We start from the raw sequence: 20,041 nt of genomic DNA on the forward strand, positions 1-20,041 counted from the left end.
GCGATGGCGTTCTACCAAGCTCCCCCCGAGATCGGCAACCAGTACGACGACGACCGTGTTCTCCGCTCGTACTTGAAGCGTGTGTTCCCGTCCGACGTCCTCCGCGAGGCCGAGCCGAGCCTCCGCGAGATGGGCGAGCTCGCCGGCGGCGAGCTCTACCGGCTGCAGCTGGAGGACCGCCTGAACGAGCCCAAGCTGACGCAGTGGGACGCGTGGGGCCACCGGGTCGATCAGATCGAGGTGACGCAGCTCTGGAAGCGCGCCGCGCGGATCGCGAGCGAAAAAGGCGTGGTCGCGACGGCGTACGAAAAGCGGAGCGGTGACGTGTCCCGCGTGCACCAGTTTGCCCTGGTGTACCTCTTCGATTCCTCGACCGACGTGTACACCTGCCCGCTCGCGATGACGGACGGCGCCGCCAAGACGCTGCTCACGCACCGCGACGTGCGCGACGAGAACGATTTCGCGGCGAGGGCATTCGCGCGCCTGACGAGCCGTGATCCGTCGCAGGCCTGGACGAGCGGGCAATGGATGACCGAGCGGACCGGCGGGAGCGACGTGGGGCTCTCCGAGACGGAGGCGCGCAAGGACGCGGAGGGGAACTATCGGCTCCATGGGACGAAATGGTTCACCTCGGCGACGACGTCGCAGATGGCGCTGACGCTCGGCCGGCCCGAGGGCAATCCGCCCGGCGGCCGTGGGCTCGCGCTGTTTTACGTGGAGGTCTTCGGGCCGGACGGGCGGATGAACGGGATCCAGGTCAATCGGCTGAAGGACAAACTCGGGACCCGGAAGGTGCCGACGGCCGAGCTGACGCTGGCGGGGGCCTTGGCCGTGCCGGTGAAGGGGCTCGCGGACGGGATCCGGAACATCTCGCCGATGCTGAACGTGACGCGGACGTGGAATGCGGTCTGCGCGGCGGCGGGGATGCGGCGGGGCATTGCGCTCGCCCGCGATTATGCGCGTCGCCGCGTGCAGTTCGGGGCGCCGCTCTCGGACAAGCCTTTGCACATCGACACGCTCGCCGATCTGTCGGCCGAGGCCGAGGGCGCGTTCCATCTCGCGTTCCGCGCCGTCGAGCTGCTCGGGCGCGAGGAGGCGGGGACGATCACGGAGTCGGAGGCGCGCCTGCTCCGGCTCGTGACGCCGCTCGCGAAGCTGACGACGGGCAAGCAGGCGGTCACGGTGCTGAGCGAGGTGCTCGAATGCTTCGGCGGCGCCGGGTACGTGGAGGACACGGGGATCCCGCGCATCTATCGCGACGCGCAGGTCTTGCCGATCTGGGAGGGCACGACGAACGTGCTTTCGCTCGACACGCTGCGCGCCCTGCAAAAAGAGGGGCCGCTCGAGGATCTGCTCGCCGACATTCGAGCGCTCGTGTCCACGGCGTCGGACGAGGCGCTCCAGCGGGCGGGCGAGGGGGCGCTTTCGGCGGCGAGGCACGCGGCGCGGTGGCTCGCCGAGACGTTCCAGAAGGATCCGCTCGGGGTCGAGGCGGGCGCGCGGCGTTTCGCGCTGACGCTGGGTCGCGCCTACGAGCTCGCGCTGCTCGTGCGGCACGCGTCGCACGCGCTCGCGCACGAGAATGACGGCCGCCCGCGGGCGGCGGCGCTGCGGTTTGCCACGCGCGGGGTGGATCTCGTGCGGGACGAGGACGATCGCGCGCTCGCCGCCGCGCTCGCCAACGACGTCGCGTTCTGACGGGGAGATGTCATGACGACCGCCGCCCGCCTCGAATTCGCGCCGCCGGAGGTCGTCGTGACGAGCCTCCCGGGCGGTGGCATGATCCTGCGCTCGCCGAGGCCGCTCCCTGCGTATCCGCGGCACCTCGGCGAGGTGCTTTACGCCTGGGCGGACCAGGCGCCGGATCGGGTGTTTCTGGCCGAACGGGAGGCGTCCGGGGACGTGCGTCGGGTGACGTACGGCGAGGCGGCGGCGGTCGCGGCATCGATCGGCGAGGCGCTTGCGCGGCGGGATCTCTCCGCCGCGCGGCCGATCGTGATCCTGAGCGAGAATGGCATCGATCACGCGCTGCTCGCGCTCGGGGCGATGCTCGTGGGCGTGCCCGTGTGCCCGGTTTCGCCGGCGTATGCGCTGCTCTCGCGTGATTTCGAAAAACTGCGGTACATCCTCGGCCTCGCGAAGCCGGGCCTCGTCTATGCGCGGGACGAGGGGCGGTTTGGCCGGGCGCTCGGGGCGCTCGACCTCGGGGGCGCGGAGGTCGTGGTGTCCGAGGGCGGCTCGTCGGCGACGCATTTCGACGAGCTTTGCCGCGAGCTGCCGGGCGAGCGCGCGGGGCGCGCCATGGAGATGGTTGGGCCCGACACGGTCGCGAAGGTCCTGTTCACCTCGGGATCGACGGGCGAGCCGAAGGGGGTGCTCAACACGCACCGGATGCTCTGCTCGAATCAGCAGGCGATCGTGGAGGTCTGGCCTTTCTTGCGCAAGAGGCCGCCGGTCGTCGTGGATTGGCTGCCCTGGAGCCATACGTTCGGGGGCAATCACAACTTCAACATGGTGCTGTTCCACGGCGGCACGCTCTTCATCGACGAGGGCCGCCCGATGCCCGAGCTCGTCGAGAAGACCATACGCAACCTGCGCGAGGTCGCGCCGACGCTGTATTTCAACGTGCCGCGCGGGTTCGACGCGATTCTGCCGTACCTCGAAAACGACGCCGGGCTGCGGGACCATTTCTTCCGGGAGCTCGACCTGCTCTTTTACGCGGCCGCCGCGCTGCCGCAGAGCACGTGGAAGCGGCTCGAAGAGGTGAGCCAAAAGGCGCGGGGCGAGCGCGTCACGATGGTCTCGGCCTGGGGATCGACGGAGACGTCGCCGATGGTGACGACGGTGCATTTTCCGATCGATCGCGCGGGCGTGATCGGTCTTCCCGCGCCCGGCTGCGAGCTCAAGATGGTGCCGAACGGCAGCAAGCTGGAGATGCGCGTGCGCGGGCCGAACGTGACGCCCGGCTATTTCGGCCGCGAGGACCTCACGCGCGCAGCCTTCGACGAGGAAGGGTTTTACAAGATCGGCGACGCCGGCAAGCTCGCGGATCCGGGGGATCCGTCGAAAGGCGTCGTCTTCGATGGTCGCGTGGCCGAGGATTTCAAGCTGACGAGCGCGACGTGGGTGCACGTGGGTCAGGTGCGGATCACGGCGATCGCCGCGGCGGCGCCCGTGATCCAGGACGCGGTGGTGGCGGGGCACGATCGGGACGAGATCGGCCTGCTCGTCTTCCCGAGCCTCGTCGGGTGTCGTTCGCTTTGCCCCGACGCGAAGGAGGAGCCGCTCGCATCCCTCGTCGAGCGGCCGGAGGTCCTTTCGCACCTCGTGGCGGGCCTCCGCGCGTACAACGAGGCGCACCCCGGGAGCAGCACGCGAATCGCCCGGGTGATGTTCCTGGTCGAGCCGCCGAGCATCGACGCCGGCGAGATCACGGACAAGGGGTACATCAACCAGCGCGCGGTCCTCACGCGCCGCGCAGGCCTGGTCGATGCGCTCTACCGCGACGGCGAGCCGGGCGTGATCGTGATTCGTTGACGGTTCGTGACGCAAGGTGTCACGTGTCGCGCGCACGTTTTTGGATCCCGTCGTTCGCGAGGGGGATTATGATGCCGGGCTCACGAAGAAGGGAGCCCGGATCATGTACGTTGCGCGCTGGCAGTTCACGACCCGGTTTGGTCGCAGGGACGAGTGTCTCAAGGTGCTGCGGAAGTGGTACGTCGACGTGGCACAACGCGTCGGCTGGCGGTCGCTGCGTGTCCTCTCCGGCAGCATCGGGGGGCCCGAGTCGCAGATCGAGCTGGAAGTGCAGATCGATAACGTGGACGACCTCGAAGCCGCGTGGCGCGATATGGCCGCCGTGCCGTACCACGCGGAGTACCAGAAGCAGCTCGCCGAGGTGATCGTGGACGGCACCGAGCGCTGGACGATCCACCGCGTGGCAGACATGACGCCAGCGGAGAGCTGAGGAGGGTTAGGCGACGCGCCTCGGGTTCTACGCCCGCAGCACCCACGCCGCCCGTCCCTTCGCCGTCGACCTCTGCTCGAGCTTCACGCGTTCTCCCGCGGCCCGCTTGCCACGGCGATCGAACAGCACCACCGTGCCGCTCGCGAGCCCTTCCGCGTCGAGCACGTCCTCCAAAAACCCCACGGCGCGTGCTTTGGCGCCCGATTCTCCTTTGCGCCGCGAGACCAGGACGAACGCCTCGTGTTGCTCGTCCCCGCCCGCGAGCACGACGCGCAGCACGACGTCGATCCGGCCGCGCGAGCCGCCCCAGCGGACGTCGACCCGGCCGCGGGGCTCGATCATTCGGTACAGATAGCCCAGGAAGACGAGCTCGGGCGCGACCGCCTCGTAAGCCGCGTTCGCGACGAGGGTGCGAGCGTGTGTCTTGTAAAACACCGCGAAGGCGTGGAGGAGCGCCTCGACGTCGAGCGCGCCGTCTGTCGTGTAAAACCGCGCCGGGTCGTCCGTGATGGCGCGCCCGACGCTCGAGGCGAGCAGGCGCGGGACGAGCGCGCGGTGGATGCCGCTCTCGATACGCGCAGGGTCGTCCTCGGCGAGCAGGCCGAGGTCGCGCGCGTGCCGGATGTCGTCGTCGAGGGCCCGCGCGACGAGCGCCGTGCCCGCGAGGAGGGGCTCGACGACGCGGCGGACGCGTGGTTCGGCGAGGCGCGCAGCGAGGGCGTCGATCGGGGTCACGCGGTGATCGACGAGGTGATGGATGGCCGCGCGGACGTGCGGTTCGCGAATGGCTTCGGCGCGCGGGACGGTCGTCACGAGCTCGCGGCCGAGGGCCTGCACGAGGAAAGGATGGCCCGCCGTCGCCTCCCGCGCGGCCCGGATCGCGTCCTTCTCGAAGGTTTGTCCCGTTTCGTGGGTGTGCTGCGCATACAGCGCGCGAATCTCGTCCTCGGTGAAGGTTCGAAGCGGTTCGGGCGATAGCGCGGTCTCGAAGGGGCCCGTGAGGCCCGGACGAACCGGCGCGTCGCCCGCCGCCCGGAAGGGTTCGAGGCGGAGGTCGAGCTGGCCGGCGAGGACGATCGACCACGGAAAGGCCGCAGGGCGGCGCGGAAAGCCGATCTCGAGCTGGCGCAGGACCGTCCGGAGCGCGGCGCCGTGCAGCGTGTCCGCGCCGTCGAAGAAGAGGACGAGCGGGCGAGGACAAACCCGCGCCCAGGCCGAGAGCGCCGCCCAGATCCGCGTGCCGTCCGCCGAGGCGGGCAGCGGCGGCGGGCGCAGCTCGGGCGGCAAATCGTGCTCCGCGGAGAGGCGGATCGAGGCGAGCAATGCCTCTTCGGCGCGCGCGACGTCGTTCCCGAGAGGCTCGCCGACCTCGGCGGAGGTCACGAGCGCGGCATACCGACCCGACGCCAGGAGCTCGGCGGCGAGGGCGCGCAAGCTCGTGGTCTTGCCCGTGCGTCGCGGCGCGCGCACCAGGAAGTACGCGCCTTCGTCGACGAGGCCGAGGCCCTCGGCGAGCCGCGGCGCCGCGGGAAGGTGATGGTGGCGCGCGGGATCACAAGGCCCCTCGGTGCTGAAGGTGCGCATGGGCGAGGCGCAGGATATCGAAGGCGGCCCTCTCCGAGAAGCCTCGGGGCCCGGGCGGATCGTCAGCTGAAGATCGCGCGGAAGAGCAGGAAAAACAGCGCGGAGAGCGTCATCGAGGCGGGCAGCGTGAGCACCCAGGCGAGGCCGATGTTCCGGACCGTCGAGCCCTGCAGGCCCGAGCGCTGCGCGACCATCGTGCCGGCGATGCCCGAGGAGAGCACGTGCGTCGTGCTCACCGGGAGCCCGAGCCACGCCGAGACGCCGATCGTGCTCGCCGCGACGATCTCCGCCGAGGCGCCCTGCGCGTACGTGAGGTGGCTCTTGCCGATCTTCTCGCCGACCGTCACGACGATGCGCTTCCAGCCGAACATCGTGCCGATGCCGAGCGAGAGCGCGATCGCCACGAGGACCCAGTTCGGCGCGTACTCCGTGAGCGCGCGCAGGGCCTTGCGCTCCTCCGCGAGCTTCTTCGTCTCCTCGGGCGTGAGGCCGAGGTGGCCGCCCTTCTGCATGTTGTCGATGGACTTGTCCGCGAGCAGGAGATCCTGCCGGAACTTGAAGCGATCCATCGGCGGGATCTCCTTCGCCGACTTGCGGCCGTCGAGGAAGTGGTGGAGCTCGCCGAGGCGCACGAGCGTCTTCTCGGCCTCCGCCTTGGAGTGTTGATCGTAGTGGTCGCGGACGAGCGCCGCGACGTTGTCCGTGGCGCGCAGCGTGCGCTCGAGCTCCGCGGGGCTCGCATCCATGTTGATCGCGAACCCGGCCGGGACCAGGCCGATCAGGATGAGCATCACGAGGCCCACGCCCTTCTGGCCGTCGTTCGAGCCGTGGGCGAAGCTCACGGCCGCGCAGGTCGAGACGAGCAGGGCGCGGGTGCCGCGCGGCGGCGGCGCGTCCTTCGGCGGCGGCTCGAGCAGCGTCTTGTTCGTCGTGTAGCGCTTGATCAAGACGACGAGCAGCGCCGCGAGGCTGAAGCCGAAGAGCGGCGAGACGAGCAGCGCGATGCCGATGTCCGCGGCCTTGCTCCAGCTCACGCCGTCGCCGAACCTGTGGCCGGGCAGGAGCGAGTTGGCGATGCCGACGCCGAGGATCGCGCCGATGAGGGTGTGGGAGCTCGACGCGGGGAGGCCCAGGTACCAGGTGCCGAGGTTCCACGAGATCGCCGCGAGCAGGAGGGCGAGCACCATCGCGAGCCCCGCGCCGACGCCGCTCGAGACGAGCAGCTCCACGGGCAAGAGCTTCATGATGCCCATGGCGACCGCGATGCCGCCCGCGAAGACGCCAACGAAGTTGCAGAGGCCCGAGAGGATGACGGCGACGTGAGGCTTCAGGGAGTTCGTGTAGATGACCGTCGCGACCGCGTTGGCGGTGTCGTGAAAGCCGTTCACGAACTCGAAGCCGAGGGCGATCAAGAGGCAGAGGGCGAGGAGCGCGCGCACCCCGTTGCCGAGCGACGGATCGAGAAGAGCCTCCATGAACACGAGAGCCTTTCGGCGCCCCGGGGGCTGCTCATCCGCGCCATGACCCGAGGGGTCTCGCGCGCCGGAGACGCGGGGCGCCGTCTCCTTACAGGACCGAGCCCCCGCACGCTAGGTGCAGGTCCGTCACAGCACCGTGACAGAGGGGTGTCTGAAGGATGGCTTTTCAGGTGAACGGACGGCTGCCGTGTCCTGGATCTCAACGAGCCGGTGGGCGTTTGTGCTGGGCAGCCTCCCGGAAGGCGCGAATCCCGAGCGTCACGGCGTGATCCGGGCCGAGCTCGGCCTCCGCGAGGGCGAGCGCGCGGTCGTAAAGCGAGAGCGCTTCGTCCACGCGGCCCTTCGCGTCGAGGAGGTTTCCGAGGCGGACCAGCGTGGGACGGATCTCGGGCGGATCACCGCGCGTCGCTCCGACATGGGCGGCGAGCGCGCGGCGGTAGAGGTCCTCGGCTTCGTCGGCGCGGCCCTCGGCCTCGACGAGGGTCGCGAGGTTGTGCTGCGCGAGCGCGAGGAGATGTCCGCCAGTCGGCGCATCGGTCTCCGTGAGGATGCCGATCGCGCGCCGCAGGGAGCGCGTCGCGTCGTCGCGCCGGCCCGCCGCCGCGAGCACCGTGCCGAGGTTGTAGAGGGCCTCGGCCGCGGGGCGCGAGCGCGCGCCGAAGACACGTTCGGTGGTGGTGAGCGCGCGGGCGAGGAGGAGCTCGGCCTCCGCGGTTTGCTTCTGCTTGGCGAGGAGCAGGCCGAGACGGCCGGCGACGTCGGCGATCGCGGCCTCGTCGGGGCTGCGCATGCGCTCGTAGCCCGCGAGGAGCCGGCGGTAGAGGCGGATCGTCTGGTCGAGGCGGCCTTCGCGTTCGTGGATCGCGGCGGCGAGCTCGTAGAGCTTCGGCAGGCGGGGCTCGGTGGGCGCGCCGGCGAGCGCCTCGGCGATTCGAATGGCCCGCGTGCAGGCGTCGAGCGCGTCCTCCGCGCGGCCCGCCGAGAGACGCGCCGCGGCGATCACGTAGAGCGGCGTCGTGAGCTCGGCCGCCTGCGCTCCGAAAACCTCTTCCCCGATCACGAGCGCTTCCGACGCCGCGGCCTCGGCCTCGGCGTCCTGCTTGCGTTCGAGCAGCGCGGGCAAAGCCGCGAGCTTGCGCTCGAACGCTCGCTTTCGCAGGGCCCGGCGGAGGCGACGCAGCACGCGCACGCTCCTTAATCTACGGCCGGACGAGGTCGCGCAGGTGGCGCATCGACGGCGAGCCGAAGCTCAGCACCTTGTCGTGGAAGGTTCGCTCCGTGAAACCCGGAGCGCCCTCGTTCGCCGCGCGGAGCTTCATCATCTCGGTGAAGCCGTAATAGTAGGTCGTGAGCTGCGCGCTCGTGAGCAGCGCGCGTTTCCACTTGCCCACGGCCTCGCCCTCCTCCTGGAACGCCTCGTTCGTCATGAGCGCGAGCCCCTCGGCCTCGGTCATCGAGCCGGCGTGCACGCCGTGATCGAGCAGCGCGTTCACCGCGAGCCGGAGCACCATCTTCTCGCGCTGGATGCGCACCTTCGGGCCGCCGAAGCCGTGTTTGGCCATGACCCACTCGCTATAGACGGCCCAGCCCTCGACGAACGGGCCGCTCGAGAACACGGCGCGGAGCTTCGAGGGGAAGCGGTTGTTGTGCATGAGCTGCAGGAAATGACCGGGCATCGCCTCGTGCACGGTGAGGTCGGCGAGCATGCTGCGGTTGTACTCGCGGTAGAACGAGAGACGGCGCTTGTCGTCCCAGTCGTTCGGCGTGGGCGCGATCGCGTAGAAGGTCTCGGCGCGCTCCTCGAGCGGGCCCGAGGCGTCGCAATACGCAACGGACACGCCGCGCCGGTACTCGGGCATCTCGATGACCTGACAGACCTCGTCGGGCACCCGCACGATGTCACGCTCGCGGACGAACGCCGTCGCCTTCTGCACGAGATCACGCGCCTCGGAGACGATCGTCTCGTTCGTCGGGTGATCGTCGCCGAGCGCTCCGAGGACCTCGCGCACGAGCTGCTTGCGATCGACGAGCGTCGTCGTCGTGGGGAGCTTGCGCTTCGGGAAGAGCGTCGGCCAGAGCTCCTTCGAGGTCTCGACCATCTCGGCCTGCGTGCGTTCGAGCAGCGCGCGGGCGCCCTTGGCGAGCGCGTCGATGTCGACGTCGTCGTCGAGGTAATAACGGAGCTTCTTCTCGAAGCGCGCGCGGCCGAGGCGGAGCTCGCCGTCGCTGCGGGGGAGGAGGTCCTTTTCGAGGTAGCTCTGGAAGTCCTCGAGCGCCTTGGCCGCCCGCTCGCTCGCGGCCGCGAGCTCGGAGACGAGCGCGGCGTCGGGGAGTTTCGCGTAAGGGGCGAGGACGTCGCCGCGGCAGAGAGAGACGAGGCCGCGGTTCTGCACGATGGCCGTCTCGGTGTGCAGGCGCGGCGGACGGCCGAGCCGCTTCTTCGCGGCCTCGACGATCGCAGGGATGCCTTCGAGCCGGCCCACGAGGCTCCGCGCGCGGGACGCCGGCGTGCCGAAGCTCCGCGTGACCAGCGGATCGAGTCCGTCGCCGACGAGGCGCGTGTAGTAGAGCGGGCTCGCGGAGGCCTCGCGCAGCTCGTCGATCGCGAAGATCGCGTACCGGAGCTGGTTTCCGAGCATCGCGTGATCGACGCGGCCCTGCGCGTCGAGGGCCGCGACGGGGATCCGGCCGAGCTCGTCGAGAAGGCCGACGTAGAAGCGGCGGGCCTCGGCCTCGCCTTCCTCGCTGCGATCGGGCCAGCGCGCGTCGTGCGCATGCTCGCCCGCCTCGGTGGCCGCGACGGGCTCGTGCGCGAGGTAGCCCTTCAAGAAGCGCTCGGCGAGCGCGGCGAAGGCGCGATCGGGCGCGTCGGGCGGAGCCGGAGGATCGATGGGCAGAGGCGCGGACGTGCTGCTCGCCGAGGCGGCTGCTTCGGGCTGGACCGGCGGCGCGCTCCCGGCGGGAGAGCACGACAAGGAGGAAACGGTGGAGGTGGTGGACATGGCGGCGATCGCAACGAGACGTCGGACGGACGCGGGCAGCACGATCGACGCTCTAGCCTTTTGCGAGCGCGGAGGGAACGGAAACGGCTCGTCGCTAGACGCCCGACGCGTCCTTCGCGAACGTCGCGGCGATGGCCATGTCCTCCTCGACCGACGTGACGAGCGGGGCGAGCGCGGCCGCGAGCTGCATCGCGTCCCCATGGCCGACGATCTCGACGAGGTGCTGGCAGAGCGCGGGCACGAAGCTCTCCGCGGGGACCGAGACGTAGCGCGACATCTCGAGGACCGTGCCGCGCTCGCCGCCGAACGCCGAAGGCGCGGCTTCCTGGAGGATGGGCAAGTCGATGCTGGGCGGTACGCCGAGCCGGCCGAGCGCCATGTGCGCGAGGTAGATGGCCGCGACCTGGCTCTCGCGGCGCACGCGCTGAAAGACGCCCTCGCCGAAGGCAGCTTGCCAGCGCGCGAGCTCGGCCGTGCGGCTCGCCTCGTACCCGCCGAGGGGCGCATCCGAGACCGGGACGAGCGCGGCCAGCATCTCGGCCGAGCCTTCTTCGAGCGCGAGGCCGCGCATCGCGACGAGGTCGTAGCCGCGGAGGAAGCCGACGAGGATGCGGCCGGCGCAGTCCCGCACGAAGGGCGCGAGCGCCTGGCCGATGGCCTCGGGCGGCGCGCCGGGCGCGAGCATCATGCCCGGCATGATCGCGCGCATCCGGCCGAGCGTGCCCCGCCGCGTCGGCGGCGATGAGGAGCGGGGTCCCTGCGTGGAGACGGGCCCGCTCGCCGGTCCGGAGCTCGAGACCGACGCGCGGAAGGTGCCCGAAGGCGAGCCCGCGAGCTGCGCGGCGCGGAAGCTTCCCGAAGAAGTATCGCCGCTCGGGGGCATCGACGAGGGCGAGGCGCGGCCACGCGTCGTGGTCGGCGCGGGCGTGGAGACGGGCCCGGTCACCGAGCGCATGGTGGTGGTCGACGCGCGCCGGAGCGCGGCCGACGTGCCCGGATCTCCGACGACGTGCAGCGCCGCGAGGTCGAGCGAGCGGATCGCGGGGAACCGCGGGGGCAGGCGCAGACGCAGCGCGGCGACGAGCTCGGCCTCGGCGCCGATGAGCTGCTCGTGATCGTCGGCCTCGCCGAAGAGCTCCTCGGCGAGCGTCGCGCATCGGTCGGCGGCGTCGTCGGCGTTGCCCTGGGTCTGCGCCTCCGCGAAGTGCAAGGTCAGCTTGCCCCGCACGCGGCGATCGTTGCGCGTCGTCGCCGTGACGACGCGCGAAACGAGCTCCACATCGGCCGTGCTCCAGAAAGCCATCGCCTCTCGTCGTCCTCTTCGCGGCGCCCAGGCGGCGCTCCGGAAAAACCGGGAAACCACGCGATCATCGCGCAGGCGCGGAGGATCCGTCAACTCTTCGGAGGCGTGTTCGGCCGATGCCTCTCCCCGCATTCGCCCGCGACGCGGAGGATCCGTTCTCCACGCACTACACGTCGATGCCGAGCCGCTTCAGCCGGTAGTAGAGCGTCGTCCGCTGCACGCCGAGCAGGCGGGCCATCTCGGCCTTGTTGCCGCCGCAGCGCTCGAGCGCCGCCAGCATCTCGCGCCGCTCGATCTCTTCGAGCTGCGAGTCGAGGTTCTGTCTTCGCGAGCCCGTCTCGGACTCGACCGGCGCCGCCGTGGGCTGCGACGGAGGTGACGTCGACGTCTTCTCCCACGCGGGCACGGGCGGGACGAACGCGAGGTGCTCGGGCTGGATCACGTCCCCGCGCGCGAGGATGGCCGCGCGCTCGACGACGTTCTCGAGCTCGCGCACGTTGCCCGGGAAGCCGTAGGCCTCGAGCTTCGCGAACGCCTCGCTCGACAGGGCGCGCGCGGCGCGCGTGTTGCGGCGCGTGTACTTGCGGAGGAAGTGCTCGGCGAGCGGGCGGATGTCCTCGCGGCGCTCGCTGAGCGGCGGCAGGCGGATCGGGAAGACGGAGAGGCGCGAGGCGAGCTCGGGCAAGACGTCGCGGCCCCACGCCTCGTCGAGGTCGGGCGTGACGGAGACGACGAGGCGCACGTCGAGCCTTTGCACCTCGGCGTCGCCCACGCGCTCGGCTTCGCCCGTCGCGAGCAAGCGAGCGAGCCGCGCCTGCAAGGCGGCGGTCGGCGGCCCAGGATCTTCGAGGTAGAGCGTGCCGCCGTGCGCGAGCTCGACGCGGCCGGCGCGATCGGCTGTCGCGCCCTCGAACGCGCCGCGCCGGTAGCCGAAGATCTCTCGTTCGAGCGCCTCGCCGCGGAACGCCGCGCACGTGACCTTCACGAAGGGCCGCTCCTCGCGTGGCGATCCGACGTGGAGAGCGCGCGCCACGATCTCCTTCTCGGCGCCGACCCGGCCTTCGACGAGCACGTGTGTCGAGGTCGGAGCGACCTCGCCGATGCGCGCCGAGACCTCCTTCATCGCGGCGGAGTTGCAGATGAGCTCGCCGAAGTCGATCGGGTCGCGCTGCTCGCGCTCGAGGTAGCCCGCGTAGTGCGCGAGCTGATCCCGCAGCCGCTTGTTCTCGCGCATCGTGGCGAACACGCTGATCCCTTGGCGCAGGATGGCGGCGAGCTCGCTGCCGTCCCAGGGCTTCTGCACGTAGCGGTAGACCGTGCCCGAGTTCAGCGCGTCGACGAGCACGGGCAGATCCGCATACGCCGTCAGAAGGATCCCGAGCGCGTCGGGCCGCATCTGCTTGGCGCGGCGCAGAAGCTCGAGCCCGCTCATCCCCGGCATGCGCTGGTCGGTCACGATGAGCGCCGCGTCGAGCCGCGCGAGCTCCGAGAGCGCCTGCGTCCCGCCGAGGGCGTAGTGGAGCGAGAACGTCTTGCGGAAGGCGAAGCGGAAGGCGTCGAGGTTGTCCTGCTCGTCGTCCACGACCAGGACGTCGAAGCTCTTCCAGTCGAGGTCACGCATTGCGCCTCCTCTACACCTACTACGGAGGGCCGCCCCGGGGCAGCGGGCAGGGGCGCCCCTCCGGCGGAACTCCGGGCTCCGGCCTGCCTGGCCTCGGCCGTCGGGGCCCGTCGGGGCCGCCCTGTTTCCGCGGTTCCGTGCGCGGAGCCCCTCCGCAACTGCCCCCTCCTGCACAAAAGAGAGCTAAGCTCGCCCCCGCCGCACGAGACCGAGGAGAGACGGCATGCTGGAAGACGTGTTGAATGATTTGCGGACAGGCATCGAGAAATCCATCGAGGCGCTTCGCCGCGATCTCACGCGCGTGCGCACGGGCCGCGCCCACGCCGGGATGCTCGACGGCGTCCGCGTCGACTACTACGGCGTGCCCACGCCCATCCAACAGATGGCCACGGTGAGCGTGCCCGAGCCTCGCCTCATCACGATCAAGCCCTGGGAGAAGAACCAGGTGAAGGCCGTGGACAAGGCGATCCGCGAGAGCGACCTGAACCTGAACCCTCAGGTGGACGGCGACCTCATCCGCATCCCGATCCCGGCGCTCACCGAGGACCGGCGCAAGGAGATGGTCAAGCTGACCAAGAAGTACGGCGAGGAGGCGCGCGTCGCGATCCGCAAGCACCGCAGGGACGCGAACGAGCTCGTCGACACGCTCGACAAGGACGGCGAGATCAGCGGCGACGACGCCGATCGGACGAAGAAGAAGATCGAGGATGTGGTCGCCGAGGGCATCAAGCAGGTCGACGGCGTCATCGCCCACAAGGAAAAGGACATCCTGGAGGTGTAGGCGTCTCCAGAGGAAGCGAGGGAAGGGGGGAACGCATGGCCCAAGGCAGCCGAGATAGAGGGCGCTCCACGCGCTTGCCGCTCCGCGGCGTATCCGCGACGCGCGCCTTCCTTGCCCCGAGCGAGGAAGGCTTGACAGCGGAAACGCTGCGTGAAACCGTGAAAATCGTCGGTTTTGACCCGGTCCCAGGTTGCCGAGGTTTATGCGCGCATTTGCTTCCGGGATGACCGATGTCGGTCTCCAGCGCGATCACAACGAGGACAGCTACGCTGTCCTCCAGGAGTTCGATCTGTTCATCGTCGCCGATGGCATGGGGGGCCATCGCGCCGGCGATGTAGCGAGCCGCCTCGCGACCGACTCCATCACCGAGTTCTTCCGCTCGACGGCGAACGACGACGCGACCTGGCCGATCCACTTCGACGCGAACCTGACCGAGGATGAAAACCGCTTGCTCAGCGGCATCATGGTCGCGAACCGGCGGATCTTCGAGCGCAGCATTCGCTCGCGCGAGTGCGCCGGCATGGGCACGACCGTGGTCAGCGCCGTCTTCTCGCGCAGGCGCAACCGCCTCTACGTAGGTCACGTCGGCGACAGCCGCGCCTACCGCGTCCGCGGCGGTACGATCCAGCAGCTCACGCGCGATCACTCGCTGATCAACGACTACCTCATGGCGATGCCCGAGCTCACCGAGGAGCAACGGGCAGAGCTGCCGCGCAACGTGATCACGCGCGCGCTCGGCATGCAGGACAGCGTCGCGGTCGACCTGATGAGCGACGAGCCGCATCTCGGCGACGTCTACATCCTCTGCTCCGACGGCCTCTCGGGCATGCTCACCGACGAGCAGATCCGCGACATCGTCGCGTCCTCGCAAGACACGTCCGAGATGTGCAGGCGCCTCATCGCGAAGGCGAACGAGCTCGGCGGCGAGGACAACATCACCGTGCTGGCGATCCGCTTCCTCCAGGACGACGTGGAGTACGGCGACGAGCCCACGCTCCAGGTCCCCGCGCATCGCATCGCGGTCACGGTCGGCGACGACAACGAGCGATAAGAACGACGGGTCTCATCCAGGAGCCGCTTCGCTGGGGCGTTGCCCCAGGCCCCTCTGGCCAACGATGGGGCTACGCTCGGCAAGCCGAGCTACGCCCCAAACCCCGGGGCTATCCACCCCTGGACCCGGACCAGCGCAAGCGCTGGACCGTTCGTCGATGAACTGCGCGATGCGCAGTTCATCGAACAGGCCGACGCGAGACAGCCGCGCGGTCCAACCGGCCCGCTGGAAGAACGGCGCATCGCGCAGTTCTTCCACCCCGAGTCCAGCGCTTGCGCTGGTCCGGGTCGAGGGGCGGATAGCCCCCGCGGGGTCCGGGGCAGAGCCCCGGCGCGGCGTCACTGCTCTACTGATCGCAGTTCTCGAAGATCACGTGGCTCTCGGAGATGCCACACTTGTTCGTCGACTCGAGAACCTCGGGGCACACGAACGAGACCCAGAGCTTGCCCGAGGCCACGCCCTCGCCCGTGCCTTCCTTGAAGTAGAAGCTGCACTTCGACGAGCTGAACGCGTCGCCGGCCGTCCGGTCCGACCAGAACGCGAACGACCCGGACGCGGGGCTTGCCTCCGTCGCGCCCACGTTGATCGCGGGGATCGACAGGTTGATCCCGTCGCTGCCGAGGGTGATCTTCGCGCTCACGTTGAAGGGCCCCGCGCCCGAGACCGAGCAGGTCACGTTCGCGCCATCCACGCCGTCGATGAGGACGGCCGTCTTCTTCGAGTCGGTGATGTCCCCCGCCTCGGATCGGTGCGATGCGATCGCGCAGTCGACGCCGGTGTCCGTGAACTGGACGTTGAACGCGCCTTGCGGCGTGGGGGGCACGGGGTCGCTGCAACCGCCGAGCAAGGCGAACGCGACGAGCGGGAAAGCAAGACAGGCAACGCGCTGCATGGAAGTTCTCCCTGGTTTCCGCGGGCGCGCCGATGCGCCGGCGCCCCAGGTTCTACCGCATTTGCCTTGCGGGGCGTAGCATCGGTTACGCCCCGCGCTCTCGCCCTCAGCCGAGTGCGTGTTCGAGATCCTTCCAGAGATCGTCGACTGCTTCGAGCCCCACCGAGAGCCGCACGAGGCCGTCGGAGATGCCGAGCACCTTGCGCGTCTCCTCGGGGACTGACGCGTGCGTCATGATCGCCGGGTGCTCGGCGAGCGACTCCACGCCGCCGAGGCTCTCCGCGCACGAGAACACGTGCAGCCGCTCCAGCACCGTCCGCGCCGCCGAGAGCCCGCCCGCCACCTCGATCGAGATCATGCCCCCGAAGCCGCCGCGCATCTGCCGCGCCGCCACCGCGTGATCCGGATGCGACGGGAGCCCGGGGTAGTGCACACGCTCCACGCGCGGATGACGCGTGAGCCGCTCCGCCAGCGCGAAGGCCGCCGCGCTCTGGTGACGCACGCGCACGGGCAGCGTCTTCAACCCGCGCAGCACCATGTAGCAGTCGAACGGGCTCGGCACGCCGCCCATCGCGTTCTGCAGGAAGCCGATGCGCTCCGCGAGCTTCGGGTTCGACGTCACGATCGCCCCGCCGACCACGTCCGAGTGCCCGTTCAGGTACTTCGTCACCGAGTGCACGACCACGTCCGCGCCGAGATCGAGCGGACGCTGCAGCATCGGCGTGGCGAAGGTGTTGTCGACGACGAAGGTGATGTTCGCCTCGCGCGCCACCTTCGCGAGCGCCGCGATGTCGAAGACCTTCAGCATCGGGTTCGTCGGCGTCTCGATCCAGAGCAGGCGCGTCGAGGGCCGGATCGCCGCGCGCACCGCCGCGGGATCGCGCATGTCGACGAAGCTCGACGAGATCCCCATCGGGCCCATGACCTTGTCCATCAGGCGGAACGTCCCGCCGTAGACATCGTCGCCGCAGAGGATGTGCGCGCCGGGCGAAAGCGTGTGCAGCAGCGTCGTCGTCGCCGCGAGCCCGCTCCCGAAGCTGTAGCCGTGCGTGCCGCCTTCGAGCGCTGCGAGGCACGCTTCGAGCGCGCGGCGCGTCGGGTTGCCGCTGCGCGAGTACTCGTAGCCCTTGTGCACCCCCGGGCTCTCCTGCGCGAACGTGCTGGCGAGCACGATCGGCATCATCACCGCTCCGCTGATCGGATCGGGCTCCTGACCGGCGTGGATGGCGAGGGTGTCGAGGGAAACCGGAAAAGGCGCGTCCTTGTTCTTCATGTGGCTGCGCGACTCTAGCGCAGGTCCGGCGCACGTGGCACCGGCGCGAGCACCTCGCACAGTTCTCGCGCCGACACGCGCCGCCGCGACGGATCCGGATCGAGCGCCTCGTGAAGCGCCTCGCGCTCCTTCGCATCGAACGCCTCCGCGGCGAGGACGAGCTCGCGCCGGATCCCTCGCGTCGCCACCTCGGCGAGCATCGCGGCCTCCGTGTCCGCCTCGCAGAGCCGCTCGCCCGTCGCGAGGAACAGCAGCGTCGCGACCATCGCGTACACGTCGGTCGCTTGTGACGGCTTCGCCTCACCCGACACGAGCTCCGGCGCGGCGTATGGCAGCGTGCCGCGATCATCCGTCTCGAGCTCGGCTTCGAGCCCACGAAACCGCGCGGCCCCGAGGTCCACGAACCGCACCTCGCCGAGCGGACCGAACAGCACGTGCGCGGGACCGAGATCTCCGTGCACCACGTCGAGCGGGCCTGCCTCGCCTTCGAGCGCGTGGATCTCCGCGAGCGCTCCGAGCGCCTCGATCGCCACGTGCCGCACGAGCGAGCGCGGCACCCGCGCGCCTCGCTCTTGCCACCCGCGCACGAGCGCCTCGACCGACGTCCCTGCCGCGAACGTCTCCAGAAAGAACGGCCCACGCGCGTCGCTGCCCACGCGCACGAGCGATGGCAGCGCGGGGTGCTCGATCATCGACAAGAGCCGTGCCTCGCGCACCATGGCCACGCGACCTTCCCGCGCGGCGAGCGCGAGCGGCACGAGACGCTTGCACACGAGCTCGCGATCACCCTCGCGCACGAGGGCCACCTCGAACACGCTCCCGCCGCCCAGCAGGCGAACGAGCTCCGTCCCTTTCGGCGCGAGGAACGACACGGAGGTGAACTCTAGCGCGGCACGTCGAGCCGGATCCGATAGATGAGCGTTGGCCTGCCTTGCGCGTCGATCCACGCGGCGCGTCGTCGCCGTCGAGCGGGCTCGTCGACGGCGACGCGCGGCGCATCAGCGCATCACTCGAACGTGAGGCTGAGCTCGTATCCCGGGATCGCGTCGTTGTCGCTGAACTCGTGGACGGCCACGTAATACGTGCCGGCCGGCAGGCCGCTGACCGCCGGGTAGAGAGACTTGTTGAGCAGCGAGCAGGTCCCCGTGCCCTCGTCGTCGTCCTCCTCGATCTGGTTGCCGCTCGCGTCGTAGAGCTGGATCAGCGTGTCGAACCCGCAGGTGCTCGTGTTGCCGATCGCGTGCGTGGTCAGCACGGGGCTCATGCCTTCCGGCAGTTCGAAGCTGAAGTAGTCGACGTCGCCGATCGGATCGATCTTCGCGTACCAGCTCGTCGACATGGTCCAGGCCGGCGTCGCGGTGGCCACGTCGCCGTTCGGCTCGATCTCCCACGGCGCCTCGGCCAGGCACGTCGGGCCGCAGCCGTCGCCGGCGGTCGTGTTCCCGTCGTCGCACTGCTCGGTCGGGCTCACGAGGATGCCGTCGCCGCAGCCCGGCGGCGCCACCTTTACTTTGAGCACGTACGAGGCCTGCGTCCCGTCGTTCAGGTACTCCTCCACCATCACCACGTGCGTGCCGACGGTCAGGTTCTTCGCGCCGGCGTCGAGCAAGGGGGAGATGAGCGAGCACGACGCCACGCCGTCCTGATCGTCGGAGACGAGGAGCTGGTTCGTGGGCGAGTAGAGGTAGATCTTCGAGTCGAACGAGCCCGGGCAGCCGCCGTAGCCGTCCGTCACCTCGATCGTCACGCTCGAGCCCGGCACCGTGACCTCGAAGCTGAAGTAGTCCTGATCCCCGGCGGGCATGATCGACGCGACGACACCGTCGAAGCCGACGACCGAGTTCGCCAGGTTGTTCGGCGCGTTCGGCTCCGTCTCGCTCAGGTAGTTCCCTTCGAGCTGGCACGTCTCCGAGCAGCCGTCGCCCGAGGCCGTGTTCCCATCGTCGCATTGCTCGCCGGCCTGCACGAACGTGTCGCCGCAGCCGGGCTCGGTGAGCTTGTACTCGAGCACGTACGAGGGCTGCGTCCCGTTGTTCAGGTACTCCTCGACCATCACCGTGTACTTGCCGGCGGGCAGGTTCCGGACGCTGCTGTCGACCATCGGATCGAGGAGCGAGCAGCTATCGATCCCGTCTTCGTCGTCCTGCGCGATCTCCGTCCCTTGCGCGTTGTAGAGGTAGATCTCCGAGTCGAAGCCGGTCGGGCAGGCGCCCTGGCCGTTCGTGACTTCGAGCCGCACGCTGGAGCCGGGCACGGTGACTTCGAAGGAGAAGTAGTCCTGGTCGCCCACGGGCTGGATCGCCGCGACGACGCCGTCCGCGCCGGCGAGCGAGTTCGCCTTGTCCATCGGCTGGTTCGGCTCCATCTCGGTCGGGTAGTTGCCTTCGAGCTTGCACAGGGACGTGCAGCCGTCGCCGTCGTTCGTGTTCCCGTCGTCGCACTGCTCGGCGCCTTGCACGGCCCCGTCGCCGCAGCCGGGCTCGACGACCTGGATGTCGACGACGTAGAAGGGCAGCGGCGTGAACGTCGCGCTCTCGACCTGCACGGAGTACGTGCCGACGGCGAGGTTGCCCATCGCGGGGTTCTGGGCGGGCAGGAGCTGCGAGCAACTGTCGACCCCGCTGTTCGTGTCCGAGCCGATGAAGCCGCTCGGCCCGAAGACACGCACGAGCGTGGCCGCGCCGGACGGGCAGCCGCCCATGCCGTCGCCCGTCGACACCTTGAGCACCGAGCCGGGCACGGTGACCTCGACCGAGAACACGTCGACGTCGCCCGTCGGGTAGATCGCCGCGGTGAACCCCTTGGTCCCGGCCGCGAGCGGATCCGCGGTCGCGGGCAGGTTGTTCTGCTCCGTCTCCGCCGGGTAATCCGCCGTGCCCACGGGCGGCATGAACCCGCCGCCCGAGCCCCCCGTGCCGCTCGACGAAGAGGATGACGACGAAGAGGACGCACCGCCTTCGCCGCCCATGCCGCCGACGCCGCCCATGCCGCCGACGCCGCCCGTGCCGCCCGTGCCGCCGACGCCGCCCGTGCCGCCCGTGCCGCCGACGCCCCCCGCGCCGCCCGTGCCGCCGCCGCCTTCGCCGCCG

The 20,041-nt window shown here is 70.1% G+C and carries 15 protein-coding genes; 5 read left to right on the forward strand and 10 right to left on the reverse strand.

Translation table 11 applies throughout. The features are described from left to right. Positions 1 to 3 precede the first annotated feature (3 nt). From QHF83_RS33590 to QHF83_RS33600, 3 genes are all read left to right on the forward strand, one after another. Positions 4 to 1,698 (forward strand): acyl-CoA dehydrogenase family protein, encoded by a 1,695-nt coding sequence (locus QHF83_RS33590; protein ID WP_282422099.1) that lies wholly within the window; start codon positions 4 to 6, stop codon positions 1,696 to 1,698. Positions 1,699 to 1,710: 12 nt separating this feature from the next. Beyond that, the gene (locus tag QHF83_RS33595) at positions 1,711 to 3,537 is read left to right on the forward strand and encodes a feruloyl-CoA synthase (protein ID WP_282422100.1); all 1,827 of its coding nucleotides are present in this window, start codon (positions 1,711 to 1,713) and stop codon (positions 3,535 to 3,537) included. 103 nt (positions 3,538 to 3,640) lie between these two features. Then, positions 3,641 to 3,967: a hypothetical protein gene (locus QHF83_RS33600; RefSeq protein ID WP_282422101.1), complete on the forward strand. Its 327-nt coding sequence runs from the start codon at positions 3,641 to 3,643 to the stop codon at positions 3,965 to 3,967. Positions 3,968 to 3,994: 27 nt separating this feature from the next. Here the strand turns inward: QHF83_RS33600 and QHF83_RS33605 are convergent, their stop codons facing one another. From QHF83_RS33605 to QHF83_RS33630, 6 genes are all read right to left on the reverse strand, one after another. Next, a complete protein-coding gene (locus QHF83_RS33605) occupies positions 3,995 to 5,551 on the reverse strand; it encodes an ATP-binding protein (RefSeq protein ID WP_282422102.1) in 1,557 nt (518 codons plus the stop codon). 62 nt (positions 5,552 to 5,613) lie between these two features. Beyond that, on the reverse strand, positions 5,614 to 7,026 hold the full coding sequence (locus QHF83_RS33610; protein ID WP_282422103.1) for an inorganic phosphate transporter: 1,413 nt from the start codon (positions 7,024 to 7,026) through the stop codon (positions 5,614 to 5,616). Positions 7,027 to 7,228: 202 nt separating this feature from the next. After that, a complete protein-coding gene (locus QHF83_RS33615; RefSeq protein ID WP_282422104.1) occupies positions 7,229 to 8,212 on the reverse strand; it encodes a tetratricopeptide repeat protein in 984 nt (327 codons plus the stop codon). A gap of 16 nt (positions 8,213 to 8,228) precedes the next feature. Continuing rightward, on the reverse strand, positions 8,229 to 10,031 hold the full coding sequence (locus QHF83_RS33620) for a DUF885 domain-containing protein (protein ID WP_282422105.1): 1,803 nt from the start codon (positions 10,029 to 10,031) through the stop codon (positions 8,229 to 8,231). 94 nt (positions 10,032 to 10,125) lie between these two features. Continuing rightward, the gene (locus QHF83_RS33625; protein WP_282422106.1) at positions 10,126 to 11,334 is read right to left on the reverse strand and encodes a hypothetical protein; all 1,209 of its coding nucleotides are present in this window, start codon (positions 11,332 to 11,334) and stop codon (positions 10,126 to 10,128) included. A gap of 166 nt (positions 11,335 to 11,500) precedes the next feature. Further along, complete coding sequence (locus tag QHF83_RS33630) at positions 11,501 to 12,955, reverse strand: sigma-54 dependent transcriptional regulator (RefSeq protein WP_282422107.1); 1,455 nt, start codon at positions 12,953 to 12,955, stop codon at positions 11,501 to 11,503. 223 nt (positions 12,956 to 13,178) lie between these two features. Between QHF83_RS33630 and frr the strand changes: the two genes are divergently transcribed. Both frr and QHF83_RS33640 read left to right on the forward strand, forming a co-directional pair. After that, entirely contained in the window at positions 13,179 to 13,736 is a 558-nt protein-coding gene (gene frr, locus QHF83_RS33635; RefSeq protein ID WP_282422108.1) for a ribosome recycling factor, read from the forward strand. A 202-nt stretch (positions 13,737 to 13,938) separates the two neighbouring features. Then, positions 13,939 to 14,787, forward strand: a complete 849-nt coding sequence (locus QHF83_RS33640; protein ID WP_348980496.1) for a Stp1/IreP family PP2C-type Ser/Thr phosphatase — start codon at positions 13,939 to 13,941, stop codon at positions 14,785 to 14,787. A 346-nt stretch (positions 14,788 to 15,133) separates the two neighbouring features. Here the strand turns inward: QHF83_RS33640 and QHF83_RS33645 are convergent, their stop codons facing one another. From QHF83_RS33645 to QHF83_RS33660, 4 genes are all read right to left on the reverse strand, one after another. After that, entirely contained in the window at positions 15,134 to 15,679 is a 546-nt protein-coding gene (locus QHF83_RS33645; RefSeq protein ID WP_282422110.1) for a hypothetical protein, read from the reverse strand. 106 nt (positions 15,680 to 15,785) lie between these two features. Then, positions 15,786 to 16,952, reverse strand: coding sequence for a cystathionine gamma-synthase (locus tag QHF83_RS33650; protein ID WP_282422111.1), 1,167 nt, complete (start codon positions 16,950 to 16,952; stop codon positions 15,786 to 15,788). 14 nt (positions 16,953 to 16,966) lie between these two features. Next, the gene (locus QHF83_RS33655) at positions 16,967 to 17,824 is read right to left on the reverse strand and encodes a protein kinase (protein WP_282422112.1); all 858 of its coding nucleotides are present in this window, start codon (positions 17,822 to 17,824) and stop codon (positions 16,967 to 16,969) included. A 134-nt stretch (positions 17,825 to 17,958) separates the two neighbouring features. Beyond that, positions 17,959 to 20,041 (reverse strand): DVUA0089 family protein (locus QHF83_RS33660; protein WP_282422113.1); only part of this gene is annotated, 2,083 nt, incomplete at its 5' end.

Source organism: Polyangium sp. 15x6 (assembly GCF_029960785.1).
In the GTDB taxonomy this organism is placed as follows: Bacteria; Myxococcota_A; Polyangia; order Polyangiales; family Polyangiaceae; genus Polyangium.